We start from the raw sequence: 19,534 nt of genomic DNA on the forward strand, positions 1-19,534 counted from the left end.
TGGTTGCTAACTTCCGATGAAATCAGGCGGCAAGTTTTCCTTGGGTCAGTCACTGGATCTGCCGGCTCTTGATCGGGTTGACACGCTTGCGCAGGAACTCGCTCTGCTGCAGGACAAAAGCCAACGAAGGATCGCCATTCTTGGTAGCCGCCATGTGCCCGTTGTGGCGGTTCACCTGATCGAATTGGTGGCCCGCTCACTGGTGCAGGAAGGCCATTCTCTGATCACATCCGGATCTCAGGGGGTGAATGCAGCAGTGATTCGAGGGTGCCTTGAGGTGGATCCCTCCAAGCTCACTGTGCTTTTGCCCCAGAGCCTCGATCGGCAGGTTCCTGAAATCCGAGATCTCCTGGATCGGGTGTTGCACCTTGTGGACAAGCCCGAGCAGGACGACCTGCCCTTGCCGATGGCCAGCAGTTTGTGCAATCAAGAGATCATCAACCGCTGTGATCAGTTGATCTGTCTCGCATTTCACGACAGTGAAACCCTGCTGGCGAGTGCACGAACTGCTGAGGACATGGGGAAGGTGGTGAGCCTTCTGTATTTCGACTGATCAGCCGGCGGCGCTGATCACGGCCCGCAGTCCCTCCACGTAGCAGATGCCAACGGCAGTCACCCCCGTAGCCCAGCAGAGTCCCCTCAGGGGTGGAACGTTGCCGACATAGGCAAACAGATAAACAAATCGGATGCCTGGCCAGATCCACGCTGCTGCGATGGCCGTGGGGCTGCTGACTCCGCTGATCAGACACAACAGCATGGCCGGTGCCCCCAGGGTCAGTGCTTCCCAGCTGTTCTCCTGTGCCCACACGGCGCGCTGCCCGAAGGCGGGCAGCCGTTCAAACATCGCCCGAGGCGCCTGAAGATCCGCCATGGTGAAGTCGGCTTTGGCCCGTCCGGCACCGGTGAGCACGATGCTCACCATCACGACGGCTCCCATCAGGCAAAGGGCCCAAGCAAACGCAGGAGTCATGACATTCAATCAATTCCCGGGACCCTAACGGGCTCAGGTGAGCCACACCCTGCCTGAGATCGATGGGTTTCTAAACTGGAGGATCGACAGGTTTGCGACATGGCCAGCACTTATTCCTTCGATGTGGTCTCTGACTTTGATCGTCAGGAGCTGGTGAACACCCTTGATCAGGTTCGTCGTGATGTTGGCAACCGTTATGACCTCAAGGATTCCGGCACCGAGATCGATCTTGAGGAAACGGAGCTGGTGATCACCACGGCCAGTGATATGACGCTTCAGGCGGTGGAGGATGTGCTGCGAACCAAGGCGACCAAACGCAACCTCTCCCTCAAGATTTTCGATTTTCAAACACCTGAAACCGTCGGAGGCAACCGGGTGAAGCAGGTGGTGAAGCTGCGTAAGGGCCTCAGTCAGGAGATTGCGAAGAAGTTGAGCAAGATGGTGCGCGATGAGCTCAAAAAGGTGACGGTGGCGATCCAGGGTGAAAGTGTGCGGATCACCGGTAAGAGCAAAGATGACCTGCAAGCCGCGATTCAGCTCGTCAAGAGTAAGGAGGATGAACTTGATGTTCCTCTGCAGTTTGAGAACTATCGCTGATTAAAAGAAAGACTTGTCGGTGATTAATAACGAGTTTTGAAACTTCTTCGGCAGGATTTTTAGTCTCGTCGCTCATGGTTGGCACGTTTTTTCGCTGAGGGGCGACGTTTAAGCGCTCTGGTCCCGGGCCCGTCGGGCATCGATGATCTTTGCTAGTTCCAGCACATAGCCGGCGGTGCACCAGCGCCCATGGCTGCGGGATCGGTTTTCAGGGTCCGAACGGATTTCAGCGGTCTCGGCCATCACGAGATCCAGCTCTCCCTGCGGCAGGTCATAGAGCTCCTGTAATTCCAGTTCTCGGCTGAGCAGATGGCTGCGAAACCATTTGCGATTTTGTTCCTGGGGCGGGATGTCTTGGCTCAAGGGGCATCACAGCGTGGATGTAATTCAGTTTGACGCCGCGAGTCAGGAAGGGAGTCGCAATGCCTCGTACTTGCAGTGGTTTTGAAGGTGACGCTCATGGACTCTCAGGACTCTCCTGAGTCCATAAGCCAGAACCCAAGCCAAAAGGGCATTGGACCTCGTGTTGAGACGTCTTAGGGCTACGAAGGGCTACTGGATCAATGGATCTGGCTTGGCTTTTAAGGGGTGTCAGCCCTAAGCCCGAATCCCAAGCAAGGGAAAGGGATGCTGAAGAAACCTCCGAGGGTGAGGGACAACAACGGTGCTCTCCAAGTCAGGTTGAGGCTGGATGGGCGTGACCATTTCATCAATCGGATTGGTCGTTTCGACGATCCAGTTGCCCAAGCGAGGGGGCAAGCCATCTGTGCCGAGATCTGGCGGGACGCGCAGCAGGGAGATTTGGACTTATCCCTGAATCGATACCGCCCCTTGGTGGAGGGTCGGGACCAGGACTTGCTCGATGCCCTTAGGCGCCTCTCAGAGGAGAAGAAGCAGGCGAGGGTGACTCATGCGTATCGGGTGATGAAGAGGTTTGGGTTGCCAATCAGGACAAGAGCTGAGGTTGATCGCTTCTTGGTATGGATGAAGGCAGAGGGGTTAGCGGCATCCACTCAGTCCACGATCCTTTGCACGATTCGATCTGTGCAACCAGGCAATGAGCCATTGCGGTCGGTCCAGGTCAAGGTGCCAGCCAGGTCAGTGCAGGCGGAGGTGCTGAGTAGGGAAGAGATCAAGAGTGTGCTGGACGACCTCAGAAGCAATGAGGAGTGGTTTTACCCCTGCTTTGCCTTGTGGCTGGGCACAGGTCTCAGGAATGCAGAAGTAATTGGTCTGACCTGGGACTGTGTGCGCCTTGAGGAAGGTGAGCTGTTGATCAGTAAGACGCTGAGGCGTGATGGCACTGCCACGCTTCAACGGGTGTGGTCAGGCACCAAGACAGGCAAGGCGCGTGTGGTGCCGTTGAGCAATCAGGTCGTTGAGGTGCTGAGGCAGCACAGGAAGACCATGCAGTGCCTGGGTCTGAACACGAAGGATGGCTTGGTGTTTGTGACGCCAAGAACCCATAGGCATTTGTATGACGCGGGGTTGGAGAAGGTCTGGAAGCGATCGCAGCGACGTGTGGGATTGGTCCCAAGGCGTCTGTATGCCCAAAGGCATTCATTCCTTAGCCATGCCTTGGCGATGGGGAATAGTCCTGCTGATTTAGCAGCAGTGGCAGGGCATCGCACTGAGGAGCTGCTGAGGACCTATGCGAAGCCAACGGGACGGGTCAAGGTGCCGACATGGTGAGGCAGAGCAAAGAGCAGTGGATTGAGGAAAGGAGGGAGAAATTCAGATGCCCTCATTGCGGAGAAGTCGTTGCCTGCTCTGAGGAGGGAGTCCTTGGTTTGTATTCAGCCAAGATCTTCACAAGGCATCGGCAGGGTTGCGAGCGAGAAAAGAAGAGCTATCAATGATTCGATAAGTGCCCTTGCTGTAGGGCGCTTCTACTGGCTAATAAGGCAGGGTGTGTGCCAATTATTGTGGCTATATCAGGGGTCTTTGGCTCGCTGGTTTTATGCTCCAGAACCATTGGTATCACTGGCTTCTCTGAGCTATTTTTTGTCGAGATACGGGGTAAAAATAAACTGTCCTGTCCTTGGTGATCAGGGCTTCTGTACACCATATAATATGTGTATCGAAACGAGGGCAGGACGCCTCCTCTGCGATACGAAAACAAAATATTCGTCACTGCATATTTGCCCTGGCGAAGACGATAAACCGTCTCTAAACCCTATCGGTGAGAAACACCGAGAACAAACATATCCAATTGCTTCTTTTTATCAATGCCTGTAAGCTCCAAATTTGAAACTTTCTATGTCCAGTCCATGGCTGCTGAATACGACAGTGGCTATATCTTTCTCCCTGAGCATCAATACGTTGACCCCCTGATTTTGAACGAGCTTCTTGAAGCGAATAATTCTTTCCCTTGCAATACCACTGGTGAGATGGAGGTGTGGACAACCAATCCCGACCTTCAAGCTCGAAGCAAGTGGGAGTGCATTAACTATGTCTCTAAGGATGATTTGAAAGAATCATCATGTGAGAGTCTCCTTGATTATCTGACTGGAGGCGATTATGAAATGGGTTCTCACTGGAATCCTTCTTTTCTGAGTGTCACTTGGAGTGATGGCGATCAGGAGGCTGTAAAGGAAGCCATCTCCAACTATCTGGAGGCTGCACCCACTCAGGCTGATGTTGACGAGTACAAGCGATTGAAGGCAAAGCTCGGTCTTTGATCTGAGGTCTCATGCACTCCCCAGAGCAACTGCTGCAGGGTCTCTCAGTGACCTTGCAGCACCTGGGATGGAGAAAGACTGACAGTGGGGTGTATCGCTTTCGATGCCCCTTCTGCCAACACGACAGTTATGCCCCTATGTACCTCCACAAGGGGTATCTCCATCCTGAGAAAGGATCTCCAGGTCGATGGAGGTTTAAGTGCCATCGCTGTGGCATGGCAACGACCTTGCTGGACTTCGTGAGGGAGCATGCAGCTCACCTGCTGCTGCCTTCCCCAGAGGTCTTAGAGGTGCCCTCACCAGAGGCTGTTGATGCTTGTGGTGATGAGGAGAGGGTTACTCGCCTTCCCCCTCAGAAGGGCATCTCTGATGCTCGCTGGAGATCACGGCATCTACCGAGACATCTCTACAGGGGTAATCGAAGAATCCTTGGTGATGAGCACTAGTAGTCCTTATTCCCTTGAAATAAATCTCAGTTGAATATGACAACTGGCTACGCATAACTGTTTCTGACTGAAAACTCTTATACATAGTGGTGAAGGTATAGGAAATTCAGACTCAGGACTTCTCTGGATGTGAATCAATTAGAACTTGGCTATTGATCTTTGATGCCGCATCGCTTCCGCATTAAGTGCGCTTGAGCCCGCTTTAGAGCATTTCTTGATTCAAAAGTGATTGGTTTTAAGGTGGAAATCATATAAATAAATTTAAATGCTTCTTAGAAGCTAAGTGCGCTTGTTTCCTGAGGCTTCATTCTCTTGAGTTTAGTTTGATTCCTGATCAACTGACATCACTATCTTTTCTATTCAAAAACTATGTATATCACTAAAACCCCCTCTACTAATGTCTCCTTCAATAGACGAGAAGTAAATGCTTTTCGTCAGATGGAGGAAGCCTTGATGCGTAAGACCAGACTGACAAGGTCTGGTTGCTACAAGGTTGCAATGGAAGACTTTTACTTCAAGCACTTTCCAAGACGATGAATGTCAAACTAAAGCGAGATAGTATTGCTTGTCTGCGGGAGATGCTGAGGTCTAATTATCGATATGAGTCAGCAGATAAAATAGTTGAAGAAGCTATCAGGTTCTATTATTGCTCTGAGAGAAAAAGGAAGTTTAGATGATGCCATTGATTTTATTTTTTCCTGGTTTGTTGCAATATGGACATCCTCGTCCCAATTTCGCACGATTTGCTATTCGTGCTTGCCATATGTGCTGGGAATCTTTCTTGCATTGCCACCAAGGTTTCTTGTCAGAGCCTGGTAGGAAGTGTTCAGGTTTTAAGTCTCCATTTTTAGTTGGATGCCACTCCGCAGCAATTGCGGGATAATTATGCTTCAAGTTATTTGTTTTGCTTGGTCTTTTGCCTGCACAAAACGGACATCCGTCTTTTTGGGACCTGCTATCGGTTCTAGTTTGAATAAAGGCTTCCCATTCATGATCTTCGCCTTTATCACATTTCCACCAGACTTTCTGTTTAGATCTTGGGGTAAAGTCTTCGGGTTTTAATTCACAATTTTTGGTCGGATGCCATTGTTTTGCGATATCAGGAAACTTCACTTTGAGATTATTTTTTGAATCTGCTTTTCTCTTGCTGCAGTAGGGACATCCCTTATTTTGTGTGCTTCTATTTGATATGGGTGCTTCCCATTCGTGATCCTGCGCAATAGGACATTTCCACCAAACTGTTCTGTTGGACTGAGGTCTGACATGCTGAGGTAGTAGAGAGCCATTCTTAGTTGGGTGCCATTCTTCGGAGAGTTGAGGATGATTTTCTGCAAGAGACTGCTCCAATGGAGGTGCCGGCAAAAAGGAAGTAAGCCTGTCAAATTCGTCTTGATTTGCAAATGATCGGCGCTTGATGTATTTGTTGATTTCGGCGTGGTACTTGCCTTTTGATATTTTGTCTAGAGCCGCCATAAGCTCATTCATGCAGCTCTTCTCAATGTTTTGTCCTGTGTAAATAATGTCTAATGTAGACAGTTTCGTTAACGGTGCGTTCCTGACTCTAATTAGGTTGATCCCGTTCTCTGCTGATATCTTGTTCTTGATTAAGTCCTTTTCTTCTTTGTCCTTGTGGAAATATGATCCATCGTGCTCGATTCCTATATTCTCGCTTGGTATGAAGATGTCGTATTCGAAATTCTTGGATCGGTCTCTGTTGATTGCATCTGCAAAAATAAATTTGACCTCCGAATAAACTCTGTATTCTGGTATGGAAGATTGAGGGTGGCATTCTGGGCAATTCGTTCCTGAAACTCGACTGGTGACGGTTGCCTTCCATACGTGATCATCGTGCAATTTGCATTGCCACCAGATTTCAATTCCTGAGCCTGGTGTTACCTGGCTTGGCTTCAACTCACCGTTTTTTCTGGGATGCCATTCCTTGGCGATATCTGGGTATTCATTCTCCAAATTGTAATTAGTACTTGGTTTCCTTCCCGAGCAGAATGGGCATCCATTTCCATTCGCTCGATTGTTTATTTTTGCTTCCCACTCATGGTCCTCTGCCTCTGGACATTTCCACCAAACTGTTAAGTTGGATTTGGCTCTGACATGCTGAGGTAGTAGAGAGCCATTCTTAGTTGGGTGCCATTGTGCCGCAAGTGTTGGATTCTTGATCACTAGATTATCCTTGGATGATGCGTTTCTCCCTGAGCAAAATGGACAGCCGTGATTATTATTTGTCCTGTTATTAACTGCTACCTTCCATTCGTGATCGTCACCTTCTGGGCATTTCCACCATACAATTTTTCCTGATCCTGCTGTAACTTGGTCTGCTCGCAGGCTCCCGTTTTTTGTTGGATGCCATTGCTGGGCAATTTTTGGGTGTTGAATTGAGAGTTGGTTGTCAGGATGTAGTTGCCTGCCTGCACATATAGGGCAAGAAGTTGGCTTCTTATCCCTGGTCCTGTGTGACGGACTGGCGAGATATTCGTGTCTTTTTTTCTTTTTGCACACCCACCAATACTTTTTAGATGTACCTGGAACTACATCCTCCGGTCTGACTCCTTCGTTTTTTGTTGGGTGCCACTCGCTAGCAATCTCTGGGAATTCCGTTTTTAAATTGTATTGTTTACTTGCTCTGAAATGAGCACAAAATGGGCATCCGCTGGGGTTGACCTCACGAGTCCTATTTGCAGGAGGCGCTTCCCATTCATGGTCGTCCCCTTTTGGGCATTTCCACCAAAATTTTTTGCAGGATCCTTTATATACATCTGCGGGGCTAAGTATTCCATTCTTTGTTGGATGCCATTGCTTGGCAATTTCTGGATTTGCTGTGGCGATATCGTTTTTGCCTTTAATTAGCTTTGATCTGCTCTTAAGTGCTTTGCTGGTAAGTGGTTCTGGCATTTTTATTCTTCTGCCTGAATTTCACGCACGACACTATCGATTGCATCGTTCAGTCTTGCTTCTCCGCTTTGTCCAGCGAGATCAGAGAATCGTCTTCCCTGAGGTATCAGCCTGCTCTGTGCTGACCCAACCGCCTCGTTGTAGCTCTTGTTGAGTCGAGCAAGGTTGCTGCCGACTGCATTGAACTTATCGACGAAGGTCAGGAACCGCTTGTGCAGCTCCACAGCGTTGTTTTGAATCTCCTCGATGTTGGTAGCGATCTCAGCTTGCTGAATTGACATCGCCAGACCCTTCAGGATCGCTAGCAGGCTTGTTGGGAAGGTCAGGATGATGTTCTTGCTGAAGGCGTACTCCAAGAGGTCTGGATCGCGTTCTAGTGCCATCGAAAGGGCACCTTCCACTGGAATGAACAGAACCACTCCATCCACAACCTGACCTAGGGAGCTGAGTTTGCTGGCGTAATCCTTTTTGCTCAACAGGTCGACATGGCTACGCACCTTCCTCAGGTGCTCCTTCAGAGCTGCTTCGCGTTGTGCCTCATCGCTTGCCTGCAGAGCATCCAGATAGCTCTCAATCGGCGCCTTGGAGTCGACGATCAGCCGTCTGGACCCAGGGATGGTGATCACACAGTCAGGTCTGTAGGCACCGTCATCTGTCCCAACGTGGACTTGCTCATCAAAGTCGCAGTAGCTGATTAGCCCCACAAACTCCAGGATCCTTCGGAGGTTGACCTCTCCCCATCTCCCTTTGACATTTGGGGACCTCAGAGCGGAAGTGAGCTGTTGGGCTGCTCCCTGGACGTCTTCGCTGCGCTGACGCAGGTCCATGGTGGTTTGAGCAAGCACCCCAAGCTTTTCGACTGATTCCTTCTGCAGCACCTGCATCTGCTGCCGAAGCTGCTCCATTTGCTTTGAGAAGGGCTCGCTGACGGTCTCTTTGGTGCTCTTGAGCAGGGCTTCCCTGGACCCATCCAGCATCTGCCCACTGAGGGAGCGGAATTGGGTGAGCAGATCAGTCCTCGCTTCCTCCAGGAACTTTGTCTGACTCTCCTGAGACCTCAGCTTTTCCGCTGCTTCTGCTGCCTGTTTACTGAGACGTTCTTTCTCTGCCCTGATCTCCTCAAGAGAAGTGTTGGTACTTGCCTGGGCAGTCCTTAGTGCGTCTCTCTCTTGGATCGCACCCTCGAGTTGCGTTCGACTGACGGCAGCAGCCTCGCGAGCCTCCTGAAGCTGTTTCTGCTGGCTCTTCAGCTCTTCGTTTTGAACCTCTAACTGCCTGCTGAACTGCTCGAGCCCTGCATCTGCCTTGCTGAGACGCTCTTCCAGAAGGCGCTCACTGCTGCCGTTGGGTGCGGAGGATCCTCTGGTGCGCCTTGCAAAGAGGAATCCAACGATGATCCCCGTCAGCACACCAGTGATGAACAGGAGGGTTTCAGCCATTGCCAATCAACTCCAGTAGGTACATCCAAGGCTTCAAGCCATTTTGATTTTGCCCTTTCCCTACCTTCGGGTTTTCATCGATCAATCCGCCTGGTTACGGGTCTGCAGATCCAACCAGGACTTACCCGTGGAATCCGTGAACCAGGAACGGTTTGCCTTGCGTAGTCCGAAAGCGCAGTAGGCAGTGCTGATGCCATGACCAACCCGCTTACGGAACATCTCACCTGCCTGCTTCAACTCCTCCTCCTTGAACGCTTGGGCGACCTCATCCCTGATTCGTTTCTCAAATTCGTCCTTACCAATGAGGACACGCTCCTCATCAAGGCAGTCCTCCAGGTGCCGCATTGCCACCTCCAGCGCCAGTAGGCGAGCAGGTTCACCACGCTCAAATCGCCTGTAGCCCTTGGAGACGACCTCTTCCTTCTTCTTGCTCTTGTACTTGCGCTCTGCCTTCTTGGAGTCCTGCTTGACCTTGTCGAACTCCTTCAGGAACTTCTCAACGTCGATCTCCTTCCCGATACGGAAGGAAGGATCCAGCAGGTCTTCCTTGAGGCGGGTGACAGCAGTGTCCTTCGCACCTTCACCTGAGAGGGTCTCCTCCACAAAGAGGATGAGGTCCTGGCGTCTGACCTCATAACGGTCATAGGAAGAGGCGACGTATCGACTTCTCTTCATTGCCCGAGCACAGGACTCGTAACTGCTCTGGGTGATCTTCTTGTCCCCAATGGATTCCCTGACCAAGTCCTCCACTTCGCTTCGCTTGTCCGCATCCAGCGTCGCCAGCAGGGATTTCGCCATGGATTGCTCCAAAACCCAATCCACTAGAGCAGTCTTCTTCTTTCCGCTTACGTACCGCTTCTCATACCCCTTACCTGTTGAGTAGTTCATCAACGAGTAGATAGCGATGACGATCTCCAGCGTGAGGTCATCAAGGATTTCCTTGGCGACGTTCCCTGGATCTGAATACGACCGCTTCTTCAGACGGAAGAGAAGGTCATAGATGGTCTCTTTAGAGAAGGCATCACGACACCCCTTCAGACGGGTGCTGACAAAAGTCCGATACCCCTTACGAAGCAGGCACCAGGCACGAAGGACGAAGACCCCGTCGTCATAGGCATAGACCTCTTCGACACGGATACGCCTCCTGCTGGCGTTGCCTGACTTGTCGACGTAATCGATCAGGAGGTAGTCCTTAACCAGGAACTTCTCACAGAGGAGAGGACGCTGCTCCTCCTCTACGACGTCGATCTCTGGTTCCTTGGGGGCAACCTTTGCCTCCTCCAACTCAGGGGCAACACCAAGTGCCTTGCTGGGGGACACCCATTTGTATGTGGATGTACCGACTGACTGCCACTTGGAGTCGTTCAGGTCTCCAGTGACCCTTCCTTCCCTCTTGTCGTCCCCGTATAGGACGTTGCGGTAGGCATCCCTGAACTCTCTGTAGACGGAGTCACCAAAGACCTTCTTGAGGAGGTTCCGTACAGCAGTCCTCAGACCCATCCCTGGAGGCACGAAATAAGGTTGATTCTACGTCTAAATGTAGGTGCCATTTATAATATTCTTTTTTATCTGACCGATTCAAATTCTTGCTATTGATATATTAAATTTTGCACGTTGCTCATCCTTGCTTCAGTTCGCCAATTTGAATACTATTTTGTAGACGAATAATCACGTTTCCCCTGTGCTAAAGTATCGACATATTATTTACTTTCGGGGGGAGTGTTGCAATGGGTTTAATGACTATGCTGACCGGGAAAAGTCGCTTTCAGAGACAAATTGAAAAGTTAGAGAATTCTAAGGGAAAAGAGAATCATGAACTAGTTTTAAAATTCCGTAAAGAGTTAAATCTGGAAACTCCTGAAGAAATGGTTTCGGCAACGTCGCTTCTTTGTGTATGTTCAGCCATCAATATGTTTTTGACGCATCATTTGCGAACTAAATTAAGTCTTCATCCAAAATGGACAACCCAAAGTACCTTCGATGAAGAGGGTCCTGCCTTAGTTGCATGGCTTCGTCCTCACTTAATGGTCATGAACTCAAATGAACTGGCGTTTGACAAGCGTGTACCAATTATTGGTTTGATCATGGATGCATCTGATGGTGGACCAGAGCTTAGGGGCTTGATAGAAAATATGTTTAAAAATGCTGATCTTAAAAGGATGGCTGATAATTTCCCTGAGGAAACTAAGCAGGGCATCAATGTGATGACCGCACTCTATAAATCTCTTTGTGTCCAGTCCTCAATGGATAGTGACCCAGAAGGTTTGCTTAATTTCTTTCTTGAACTCCGACTTCTGTTTTTTAGAAATTGGGATATTAGTAATGGCGGTGTTTTTTCCTAGATTTTGCTTAGTCTGACAGTAAAAGCCAGGCAAATTTTCAAATTAAATGTTATTTTCTTTTGCGCATTGGTTGATTGCAGACTTCATTCTGTTCATCAGAGCCCCTGTTCGCCAATCGCTCGTATCACCACGTTTGACCTTTCGCCAAACATCTTCTTCCCAGCCAGAAACAACATATTTATCTTTAATACAGGAACACGCTTTTCTTGCTTGAGCATTGCTGTAACCATATGGTCTTGCACCGGTGAACTCTGGCATTCCATTGGAACATTTAAATGTTCCAGTTGATTTGTCGAACCGACCAGATGCATTTGCATGGAGATATTGAAACAGTGATAGAAGCAAAACTAGAGATGAGGAACGAGAAATTCCGACCACTAATCTTTTACTGATTTTTCGTTTCATCTGGAGATCCACGCTGGTTCAGGACAGCCAATGAACTGATTCTTTGTCTTGCATGGCTCAAACAATTCATATGTTGAACCTCTATAAATGTGCTCGCGAATACTTCTTACCTTTGCCTCAAGACGAATCATGTCTAGCTTGGTGCTGGTGTAATCAGCTGACTGCTCCTCTTCTGCCTGTCTAAAACGGTATATGGCTCCTACATACTCTTGTTCTGCATCCTCGAGCTTGTGTTGAGGCGTGAAGGAGACTTTTTTTCGATTTTGCTCATTCATGTGCTGAAGGCGTTGAATGCCATGAGAATGGACTTGTATTGATCTTCATTTAGTCGATTGACTGAAGCTTAATGCGTTCTTTTGCTGCCATATCCGGATTTAGTTCAGCCCACTTCTTCATGCCGGGATTTGCTTCTAAATATGCGTCAAAACTGCAGCCATATTTCTTCAATTTGAAGTTACATTTTGGTCCTTCTATTTCTGCTTTTGCCGCTGCAGCCTTAGGACTAAGCCAACCTTTTGCAGCCGTTTGACAGGTGCTATTAAAACCAAGCTCAGGTTCACCCTCAGGGCAATCTGGATTATTTGTTGTTCTGGTAACAGCTCCAGTTAGTCTCAGCTCTCCAGCGCCATAAATCCAATTGTACTTACAACCCCAAACGTCATTCCCATCCTTATCAATTTTTCCCGCTATCAGTTGATCATGTCCTAGATCAGTTGCTGGATATCTACAAGAAACATCCTGACAGTTTCCTCCTCCAATATAGGCGTAACCTGCTGTGCATTGATTACCTTCGGCGATGTCAGCACCCTGAGAAGTTATTGTCCGTGATGTAGAGGAGGATGTATCTCCTTTCATCGCTCTTACGCAACCTGCATAATCCTTTGCCTCGATGCAGAGTTTGTGAGTCTTGGCGTCAACCTCTGCTAGCGCTGGAATCGCTCCGATAGCGATAGAGGCAGAGGCGATAGAGATGGCGAGGAGTTTGTTCATGTGCTGAAGGCGCTTAGTGCCGCAACCACATACATATTCCTATCTTACCGAAGAGACAGTGGGTCAATAGCATTGCACTCAAAGGTCAAAGATCTAGTATGAGTGATGACTCAGATTAATCTAATGTCTGACAATCCAGATGATCTCCTCAAAGGTATTGGCGCATTAGCCGTAATGCTTCTGTATTACTTCGCAGGCATCACACTCATATCGTCTGTCATTATGATTTTTATCGGCAAATTTAGCTTTGAAGTTGCTCTTTATGCCATAGCGGCATTCTTTTATATGAGATGGTACCAACAAGTAGAAAGCAAGATGAAATGAGTTTTTGCTCCGAGCAGGTGTATTTATTGCATGAAAAGCGAGTATTACAATCCCAATTGTCTTTTTCTTAGCGCGTCGTATTCATCCTTCTCAATTAGTCCCTTTTCATGCATGTCTTGATAGCGCTTTAAGGCAATTTCTAATGTATCAATACTAGGAGTTTCGTCGCTTTTTGGTTGCTTAGGTGCTTCTTCTTGGGCATTGCTTAATTTATTCTCCCTTGCCATAGATTGAGAGCCAGGTGTTGAGGTGAGAGGTTCTGTTGTAGACGAAGTTCTATTTTTTTCTTCTATTGGTGTGCCAGTCTTTGTCGACTGTGGTGCTGTCGATTGTCGCCACTCAGGCTCTGGACTAGCTGCTTTAGCTCTGGCTCCGAACTGTAAACCTGCAAAAGGCGGTTGGCTATAAGATTTGTATTCTGATGGAGCACCTTTTCCTTTTGCTTTATCCCCAAACTTTAGTCCCATAAAAGTACCACTCTCATCGCTAACGGCTTGAACGTTTCTTCTGTCTTCAGTTCTTGATTGGCGTTGATCTTGCAGCACAACTGAAGAGATATTATCCATTGCTGAACAATCATTTGAAGTGCTGTCAATTCGTAATTGAGTCTTTGCGTATATCCGCGCACTGTCAATCCCTTGTTTAGCCAGGACTGGAGTGATTACAAATCCAAGCAAAAGCCCTGTCGCCTCAATGCTGGAATCGCTTGCTCCAGCTGCTCCCATAAAAATTCCAATTGTAAATCCAATTACGAATGATCCAAGTAACTGCCATGCTAGTGGTGTAATTGTTCGCCTACTCAATCCATAATAAATGCCATAAAAGGGGATCAAATGTGCAAAAGCATGTACCCATCCATTGTCACTCAGGCGCATTCTGAGTGCTCTGTCTTTGATCGCTTCCATTGCTAAATAGCTCGTTTGGATTGATGCTAGCTTTTTTATAGCATCAACTTATTCTTTCGACAACAGAATGGTTTTCGGGTGTGTTCTTATAGATGCCCTCCGGATTATCTGCAATCCAGGTTGCTTGAGCAGTTGAACGACAAAACGTAATTAGTGTTGTCTAGCAGAATAGAAGCAGTGCGATACATCCTTGCGACTGTCTTCGCTACTCAAAACGCCCTAAGGGCACTTGCTACTGAATACCGCTGGACTGGTCTTGGGAAGTTGCTGGGGGGACTACAGGGAGTTCCTAGCGATAGACCACTACGGACTCACTAAGGCAGGCGCTGGGTCAAGAGGGATATCGGCAGAAAGTGCTGCAGGTGGCACCAGCGATCGAGGGCGAGGACCAAAAAACACTTCAGAATCGGATTGATGAGGTGCTGAAAAGCGACCAGTGATCGTTGTTATTTGGATCCTGTGCGGTGTCTTTGCAGGCACCATTGCCGGAGGCAAAGGGCACGGTGGGTGTAGTTGGTTCTTGGGCGGGATTCTGTTTGGTCCGCTTGCTCTGATCGCCACCCTTGGTTTGAGAGACCGGAAAAGCGACTGGGATGCCAAACGACTCATAGACACCCAAGAAGAAATGCTGGATGAGATCCAGCGGTAGCACGCTTGGGAAAGGCGTCAGTGGGAACAGGAAAGAGTGCGTCAGTACTTAGAGGCAGAGTCCCGACGAGGGGAGGACTACCGCTTGCCTCCAGATGAGGAGGAGTCGGACGAGGCACCAGAGGGCTACCAGGAAGAAGTCATAGATGTCAGTGCCTCTGAGGAGGACTCACTCGACGACTACCTCCACACCCTTGAGTACGAAGAAGACGTCCCTGGTTTGCTGGAGAAACTCAATGCAATGGGGATAGAGACAAAGGCAGAGTTCCTCTATCGCCTCAAGTGGAGCGTCGAGGTGCCTAAAGACCAAGTGGCGGAGCAACTCTTCGCTGAGCATATGTGGAAGGAGGTGCTTAACAAGTCAGGTGACACCGACTATCAAGAGTTCTGGGAAAAGGAGTTGTCAGATTCTTTCCTTGTGGTCAGAACCCAGGACAACGCTTATTTCCTGAAGAAGAGTCACTATGAGTAGAGGGCAGTTCCGGGTCCAAGAACTGAACCCTTTCTTGGAATGGCACCTTCACGCGACAGCTACGTCATTGGAGGTCGCCTCTGAAGACGCAAAGAGGATCGCCAGGATGATTGGGAGGAAAACCCGAGTTTTGGGCGAGGACGGAGAAGTCCTCCATGAGGTGGATCCATCAAACTCCAGTTCTTGACGGGCGACTGATGAGGTTCCTGCTCCTACCCCTCCTGCTCTTGTCCCTTTCCGCTCCAGCACTCGCTCAGATGAAGTTCATCGTCCAATACGAAGATCAGTTTTCGAAATGGCATCGCTTCCAGGAGAAGCACAACAAGGCAGATGCCGTAAGGACTGCCAAGGCACGAGCAAAGGCAACAGGGAAGCGTTTCAGGGTTGTTGATGCCGATGGGCGCCTGATCGACCTGATTTACCCGTAAGCAGTGCAAGCACTCCTGCTAGTTGCGGGTGCTCTTGCGCCTGTCGTGATCCCTCAGGACTCAGTGCTTCCTGTCTATGGGTGCGGCACAGGGTGCCGAGTCGAGACGGAGCAGTTGTCTTTCCCTGAGCGGATGGATGACGGTTGGATCCGTCTCAAGGTTCGACGCAGGACCTGGATCAACACGTGCGACTGGGAAACAAGGGAATGCGTTGATGAACCAGCATCAGGTCGAGCAGGTCCCCCTGTCGCCGATGTCTGGTTGTTCGCTGACTGCAAGGGAGAGAAGTTCGCCAGCAGTTCGCGTGCTGATCGGTCAGATGCCTGGATCCAGGACGTTTATTGGCGCGAAGGGGATGCAGCAGGAGAACCGAAGTTCCAGACCGTTGCTGGTAACCCGTTTATGCAGTGGGCGAAGTTGTGCCCCGCTGAGGGCATCGAGGGCATCAAGTTCATCGACGGATTCTGGGAGCGGTTCCGCCTGGAACTCCAAAACCTGAGGCGAGATTCGACCCTCTGATCAGCTCTTTCTTCCCGTTGAACAACCTTGTTCGATCGTTCACGCATTCGCGAGCTTCCTGGAAAGCCAGCTCTTAAGCCCAAAATCTTTTCTCAACCCCTCTCTGTCGTCTCCGTGCTCGATATTGACCATCCAGTTTGCGTTGGATCCGTGTCGAGATCTCCAGCTCAGGGGTGGACCAGTAATGGTGACTGTGGGATCACGAGATCCAGCTCTCCCTGCGGCAGGTCATAGAGCTCCTGTAATTCCAGTTCCCGGCTGAGCAGATGGCTGCGAAACCATTTGCGATTTTGTTCCTGGGGCGGGATGTCTTGGCTCAAGGGGCATCACAGCGTGGATGTGTCATTCTCCGGCTATGCAGGTACTGAGTTGGGCCCAATTTGATCAGGCGGTGCAGCAGTTGGCTTCACGCTTTGCCGGTTCTGCGGTGACCGGCGTTTATGGGGTCCCCCGTGGAGGCCTGTGCCTTGCCGTAGCGCTCAGCCATGCCATCGATCGCCCCTTGTTCTCAGCACCTGAGCCATCAGCCCTGATTGTGGATGATGTCTATGAAACCGGACGCACCTTGCAGGCGTTGAAAGGTGAGGTGCCGCAGGCATCCTTTGCTGTTTGGGTTAGCAAAGCGCGTCCTGATTGGTGGGTGGCAGCCGAGGTTGCCGCGTCGTCGGAATGGCTGGTGTTTCCTTGGGAGAACCTTGAACAGGCCCGTGCCGATGAGCAGGCGTACCGCGCCTCACGGGGCCTGTGATGAACAACAGCGCGCGCACGATTTATTTGGCGTCTCCTTATGGCTTCTCGGAGCAATGGAAGCGGCTGTTGTTGCCGGAGTTCATCGGGGCATTGGAAGCCCTGGGATTGGAGGTCTGGGAGCCCTTTGCTCGCAATGGTCAGGTGAATCTGGCGGAACCGGGATGGGCCTATCGCGTCGCGCAGCGGGATCTGCAGGATGTGCGTGATGCCGATGCGCTGTTCGCCATCGTGAATGGAACGCCTCCCGATGAGGGGGTCATGGTGGAACTTGGTGCCGCCATTGCCCTGGGTAAACCCACCTTCCTGTTTCGGGATGATTTCCGCAGGTGCACCGATTCTGAGCAGTATCCGCTCAACCTGATGGTTTTTGCCGGTCTCCCTGAGCGGGAGTGGCAGAAGTACGTCTACAGCGATGTGTCTGACATCACTGATCCCGACAAAGCCTTGGCCTGTTGGGCGCGATCCTGATGTTCGGGTGAATCGTGGTCGTTTGATGCTGCGCGCTCTTGGAGGAGCGCTTCAAGGCTGTGATGGTGATGATCAGTTGATGTTTGCTTGCCTCAGCTCAAAGGCAGCAGGAAGGAGTTGTTCGAGTTGCCTTGTGCCCACACCATCGATGCTCACCTTGGCCTTGCTTGGCAGCAGTTCCTGCATCACCTGACGGCAGGCGCCGCATGGCATCCGGGAACCAGTGGCTGCATCGCTCTGGGCATCGATGCAGCTCACGGCCAGTTCAATCGGTTGTTTGCCTTGGCTGATCGCCGTGAAAAGGGCGACCCGCTCTGCGCAGATGCTCAGGCCATAACTGGCATTTTCCACATTGCAGCCGTCGATCACACTGCCGTCATCACACCGCACTGCGGCCCCCACGTGGAAGTTCGAGTAGGGGCAATGGGCACGTTCGGCGGCCCGGCGCGCTCGCGCCAGTAAACACTCAGCGTTGTTCTCGGCAGGAGCCATGGGCCGTTTCCAAAAGGCTGCTCAGGGTTTTTGTCCCAGCTGATTGGGTCAGCCGGGACTGCTGGCTGAGTTCGAATCCCTTTTGATCATCAATGACCAGATCTCCGCTCACAGCGACACGACTCTCCTGGGCAGGACCGCTGGAGGCGCCGGAGTCATTGAATGTGAGCGCTCTTAAGGGGGCTTCGTAGGACCAGTGATAGGTCATGCGAGAGCCCGCGATCTGTTCAACACCGGAACTGCTGAAGCGCTCCACCAGGGGGGTGAGTCTGCTGTCGATCACCGTCCGAGGTTCAATCGCAGGGTTCTCACCCCGCTCAACCCGAAACTGCTGCTGCTTGAGCTGTCGGATGCCTGCAATCGGATGGCCAGACCACCGGGCCTCCACGGTCTGAATGGTGCAGACCAGTGGAGGCGGAGGTGGTGCTGAGGCCAGCACGGACTGATCAGGCCACAGCCGCGAAGCTTTCGCGGAAGGCGTTAATCGTCGCTTCGATGTCGGCGTCGGAGTGAGCCAGGGACGTGAAACCGGCTTCGAACGCTGACGGTGCGAGGTAGATGCCCCGCTCGAGCATGGCGCGATGCAGTTTGCCGAAGCGTTCCGAATCCGTGCTCTTGGCTTCTTCGAAGTTGCGCACGGGGCCTTCGCAGAGGAAGAAGCCGAACATGGCGCTGACGCTGGCCGCTGTGATCGGCATGCCAGCGGATTGGGCGGCGTCCTTGATGCCCGCCACAAGCTTCTGGGTTGTGGCCGTCAGCTTCTCGTAGGTGCCGGGCTGCTTGAGCAGTTCCAGAGTCTTGATGCCGGCGGTCATCGCCAGGGGGTTTCCACTGAGGGTTCCGGCCTGATACATGGGTCCAGCCGGGGCCACCATTCCCATGATGTCGGCACGGCCGCCGTAGGCGCCCACAGGAAGGCCGCCACCGATCACCTTGCCCATGGTCGTGAGATCTGGGGTGACGCCGAAATGTGCCTGGGCACCGCCGTAACTGATCCGGAAGCCGGTCATCACCTCGTCAAACACCAGCAGAGCGCCGTGCTCTTTGGTGAGTTCCCGCAAACCTTCAAGGAAGCCGGGTTCCGGTTGAATGAAGCCGGCGTTGCCGACGATCGGCTCGAGGATCACGCCCGCGATGGCGTCGGGGTTCTCGGCGAACAGGGCCTTAACGGCTTCGAGGTCGTTGTAAGGCGCCGTGAGGGTGTTGGCCGTGGTGCTGCGCGGGACACCGGGGGAGTCGGGCAGGCCGAGTGTGGCCACACCGGAACCGGCTTTCACCAGGAACATGTCCGCATGGCCGTGGTAGCAGCCCTCGAACTTGATCACCTTGTCGCGGCCGGTGTAGGCACGGATCAGGCGCAACACAGCCATGCAGGCCTCGGTGCCGCTGTTGACGAAGCGCACCATCTCAACGCTGGGTACAGCGTCGATCACCATTTCGGCCAAGGTGTTTTCCAGGGCACAAGGTGCTCCGAAGCTGGTGCCCTTCTCGATCGCTTCCTGCAGTGCTGCGATCACCTCGGGGTGGGCGTGGCCGCAGATGGCCGGTCCCCAGCTACCGATGTAGTCGATGTACTTATTGCCATCCACGTCCCAGGCATAGGGACCCTTCACCCGATCGAACACGATCGGCTGACCGCCAACCGACTTGAATGCCCGCACAGGGGAGCTGACACCTCCGGGCATCAGGGCCTGTGCTGCGCCGAAGATGGCCTGGGAGTGGCTGGTGTTCAACGCGGGAGCTGTCACTGG

Annotated in this window: 24 protein-coding genes; 11 read left to right on the forward strand and 13 right to left on the reverse strand. The window is 51.3% G+C overall.

Annotated elements, in window-relative coordinates; all coding sequences use genetic code 11:
• Window positions 1–16 precede the first annotated feature (16 nt).
• The gene (locus tag SynTAK9802_RS03230) at window positions 17–553 is read left to right on the forward strand and encodes a hypothetical protein (RefSeq protein ID WP_006851763.1); all 537 of its coding nucleotides are present in this window, start codon (window positions 17–19) and stop codon (window positions 551–553) included.
• On the opposite strand, the gene SynTAK9802_RS03235 is transcribed toward SynTAK9802_RS03230, so the two are convergent.
• Entirely contained in the window at window positions 554–970 is a 417-nt protein-coding gene (locus SynTAK9802_RS03235) for an MAPEG family protein (RefSeq protein ID WP_115161484.1), read from the reverse strand.
• 99 nt (window positions 971–1,069) lie between these two features.
• Here SynTAK9802_RS03235 and SynTAK9802_RS03240 point away from each other — a divergent pair, with 99 nt between their 5' ends.
• On the forward strand, window positions 1,070–1,567 hold the full coding sequence (locus SynTAK9802_RS03240; RefSeq protein WP_186494737.1) for a YajQ family cyclic di-GMP-binding protein: 498 nt from the start codon (window positions 1,070–1,072) through the stop codon (window positions 1,565–1,567).
• A gap of 108 nt (window positions 1,568–1,675) precedes the next feature.
• Here the strand turns inward: SynTAK9802_RS03240 and SynTAK9802_RS03245 are convergent, their stop codons facing one another.
• The gene (locus SynTAK9802_RS03245; RefSeq protein ID WP_186497241.1) at window positions 1,676–1,930 is read right to left on the reverse strand and encodes a hypothetical protein; all 255 of its coding nucleotides are present in this window, start codon (window positions 1,928–1,930) and stop codon (window positions 1,676–1,678) included.
• A 702-nt stretch (window positions 1,931–2,632) separates the two neighbouring features.
• Between SynTAK9802_RS03245 and SynTAK9802_RS12755 the strand changes: the two genes are divergently transcribed.
• Window positions 2,633–3,259 carry a site-specific integrase gene (locus SynTAK9802_RS12755; protein ID WP_370586375.1) on the forward strand — a complete coding sequence of 209 codons (627 nt, stop codon included), beginning with the start codon at window positions 2,633–2,635 and terminating at the stop codon, window positions 3,257–3,259.
• Window positions 3,260–3,837: 578 nt separating this feature from the next.
• The gene (locus SynTAK9802_RS03255) at window positions 3,838–4,248 is read left to right on the forward strand and encodes a hypothetical protein (RefSeq protein WP_186497245.1); all 411 of its coding nucleotides are present in this window, start codon (window positions 3,838–3,840) and stop codon (window positions 4,246–4,248) included.
• Window positions 4,249–5,363: 1,115 nt separating this feature from the next.
• Here the strand turns inward: SynTAK9802_RS03255 and SynTAK9802_RS03260 are convergent.
• From SynTAK9802_RS03260 to SynTAK9802_RS03270, 3 genes are all read right to left on the reverse strand, one after another.
• Window positions 5,364–7,601 carry a zinc-ribbon domain-containing protein gene (locus SynTAK9802_RS03260; RefSeq protein ID WP_186497247.1) on the reverse strand — a complete coding sequence of 746 codons (2,238 nt, stop codon included), beginning with the start codon at window positions 7,599–7,601 and terminating at the stop codon, window positions 5,364–5,366.
• A 2-nt stretch (window positions 7,602–7,603) separates the two neighbouring features.
• Window positions 7,604–9,040, reverse strand: a complete 1,437-nt coding sequence (gene rmuC / locus SynTAK9802_RS03265) for a DNA recombination protein RmuC (protein WP_186497249.1) — start codon at window positions 9,038–9,040, stop codon at window positions 7,604–7,606.
• Between the two features lie 81 nt (window positions 9,041–9,121).
• Window positions 9,122–10,552 carry a transcriptional regulator gene (locus SynTAK9802_RS03270; RefSeq protein ID WP_255487826.1) on the reverse strand — a complete coding sequence of 477 codons (1,431 nt, stop codon included), beginning with the start codon at window positions 10,550–10,552 and terminating at the stop codon, window positions 9,122–9,124.
• Between the two features lie 224 nt (window positions 10,553–10,776).
• On the opposite strand from SynTAK9802_RS03270, the gene SynTAK9802_RS03275 reads away from it, so the two are divergent.
• A complete protein-coding gene (locus SynTAK9802_RS03275; protein WP_186497251.1) occupies window positions 10,777–11,382 on the forward strand; it encodes a hypothetical protein in 606 nt (201 codons plus the stop codon).
• Between the two features lie 42 nt (window positions 11,383–11,424).
• On the opposite strand, the gene SynTAK9802_RS03280 is transcribed toward SynTAK9802_RS03275, so the two are convergent.
• The 3 genes from SynTAK9802_RS03280 to SynTAK9802_RS03290 are packed head-to-tail and all read right to left on the reverse strand — an operon-like array spanning window position 11,425 to window position 12,777.
• Window positions 11,425–11,787 (reverse strand): hypothetical protein, encoded by a 363-nt coding sequence (locus SynTAK9802_RS03280; protein WP_186497253.1) that lies wholly within the window; start codon window positions 11,785–11,787, stop codon window positions 11,425–11,427.
• On the reverse strand, window positions 11,784–12,062 hold the full coding sequence (locus SynTAK9802_RS03285) for a hypothetical protein (protein WP_186497255.1): 279 nt from the start codon (window positions 12,060–12,062) through the stop codon (window positions 11,784–11,786). Before SynTAK9802_RS03285 ends, SynTAK9802_RS03280 begins: the two co-directional genes overlap by 4 nt.
• Window positions 12,063–12,111: 49 nt before the next feature.
• Entirely contained in the window at window positions 12,112–12,777 is a 666-nt protein-coding gene (locus SynTAK9802_RS03290; protein WP_186497257.1) for a hypothetical protein, read from the reverse strand.
• Between the two features lie 123 nt (window positions 12,778–12,900).
• Between SynTAK9802_RS03290 and SynTAK9802_RS03295 the strand changes: the two genes are divergently transcribed.
• Window positions 12,901–13,101 (forward strand): hypothetical protein, encoded by a 201-nt coding sequence (locus SynTAK9802_RS03295; protein WP_186497258.1) that lies wholly within the window; start codon window positions 12,901–12,903, stop codon window positions 13,099–13,101.
• 44 nt (window positions 13,102–13,145) lie between these two features.
• Here the strand turns inward: SynTAK9802_RS03295 and SynTAK9802_RS03300 are convergent, their stop codons facing one another.
• Complete coding sequence (locus SynTAK9802_RS03300; protein ID WP_186497259.1) at window positions 13,146–14,006, reverse strand: hypothetical protein; 861 nt, start codon at window positions 14,004–14,006, stop codon at window positions 13,146–13,148.
• A 733-nt stretch (window positions 14,007–14,739) separates the two neighbouring features.
• Here SynTAK9802_RS03300 and SynTAK9802_RS03305 point away from each other — a divergent pair.
• The 3 genes from SynTAK9802_RS03305 to SynTAK9802_RS03315 all read left to right on the forward strand — a co-directional run bounded on the left by SynTAK9802_RS03305 (window position 14,740) and on the right by SynTAK9802_RS03315 (window position 16,073).
• The gene (locus SynTAK9802_RS03305) at window positions 14,740–15,126 is read left to right on the forward strand and encodes a hypothetical protein (RefSeq protein WP_186497260.1); all 387 of its coding nucleotides are present in this window, start codon (window positions 14,740–14,742) and stop codon (window positions 15,124–15,126) included.
• Between the two features lie 257 nt (window positions 15,127–15,383).
• Window positions 15,384–15,554: a hypothetical protein gene (locus SynTAK9802_RS03310; RefSeq protein ID WP_186497261.1), complete on the forward strand. Its 171-nt coding sequence runs from the start codon at window positions 15,384–15,386 to the stop codon at window positions 15,552–15,554.
• A gap of 132 nt (window positions 15,555–15,686) precedes the next feature.
• On the forward strand, window positions 15,687–16,073 hold the full coding sequence (locus SynTAK9802_RS03315) for a mannose-6-phosphate (protein ID WP_255487827.1): 387 nt from the start codon (window positions 15,687–15,689) through the stop codon (window positions 16,071–16,073).
• Window positions 16,074–16,240: 167 nt separating this feature from the next.
• Here the strand turns inward: SynTAK9802_RS03315 and SynTAK9802_RS03320 are convergent, their stop codons facing one another.
• Window positions 16,241–16,393 (reverse strand): hypothetical protein, encoded by a 153-nt coding sequence (locus tag SynTAK9802_RS03320; protein WP_186498254.1) that lies wholly within the window; start codon window positions 16,391–16,393, stop codon window positions 16,241–16,243.
• A gap of 35 nt (window positions 16,394–16,428) precedes the next feature.
• Between SynTAK9802_RS03320 and SynTAK9802_RS03325 the strand changes: the two genes are divergently transcribed.
• Entirely contained in the window at window positions 16,429–16,821 is a 393-nt protein-coding gene (locus SynTAK9802_RS03325) for a phosphoribosyltransferase (protein WP_186497263.1), read from the forward strand.
• Window positions 16,821–17,291, forward strand: coding sequence for a nucleoside 2-deoxyribosyltransferase (locus tag SynTAK9802_RS03330; RefSeq protein WP_186497264.1), 471 nt, complete (start codon window positions 16,821–16,823; stop codon window positions 17,289–17,291). The genes SynTAK9802_RS03325 and SynTAK9802_RS03330 overlap by 1 nt, the downstream gene beginning before the upstream one ends.
• A 72-nt stretch (window positions 17,292–17,363) precedes the next feature.
• On the opposite strand, the gene SynTAK9802_RS03335 is transcribed toward SynTAK9802_RS03330, so the two are convergent.
• From SynTAK9802_RS03335 to hemL, 3 genes are read right to left on the reverse strand one after another with little or no spacing between them, the layout of a single operon-like run.
• On the reverse strand, window positions 17,364–17,783 hold the full coding sequence (locus tag SynTAK9802_RS03335; RefSeq protein WP_115081707.1) for a cytidine deaminase: 420 nt from the start codon (window positions 17,781–17,783) through the stop codon (window positions 17,364–17,366).
• On the reverse strand, window positions 17,758–18,222 hold the full coding sequence (locus SynTAK9802_RS03340; RefSeq protein ID WP_255487828.1) for a hypothetical protein: 465 nt from the start codon (window positions 18,220–18,222) through the stop codon (window positions 17,758–17,760). Before SynTAK9802_RS03340 ends, SynTAK9802_RS03335 begins: the two co-directional genes overlap by 26 nt.
• A gap of 7 nt (window positions 18,223–18,229) precedes the next feature.
• The gene (hemL, locus tag SynTAK9802_RS03345; RefSeq protein ID WP_071823045.1) at window positions 18,230–19,531 is read right to left on the reverse strand and encodes a glutamate-1-semialdehyde 2,1-aminomutase; all 1,302 of its coding nucleotides are present in this window, start codon (window positions 19,529–19,531) and stop codon (window positions 18,230–18,232) included.
• Between the last annotated feature and the right edge of the window lie 3 nt (window positions 19,532–19,534).

The sequence above is a fragment of the Synechococcus sp. TAK9802 genome (assembly GCF_014279535.1).
Taxonomy (GTDB): domain Bacteria; phylum Cyanobacteriota; class Cyanobacteriia; order PCC-6307; family Cyanobiaceae; genus Parasynechococcus.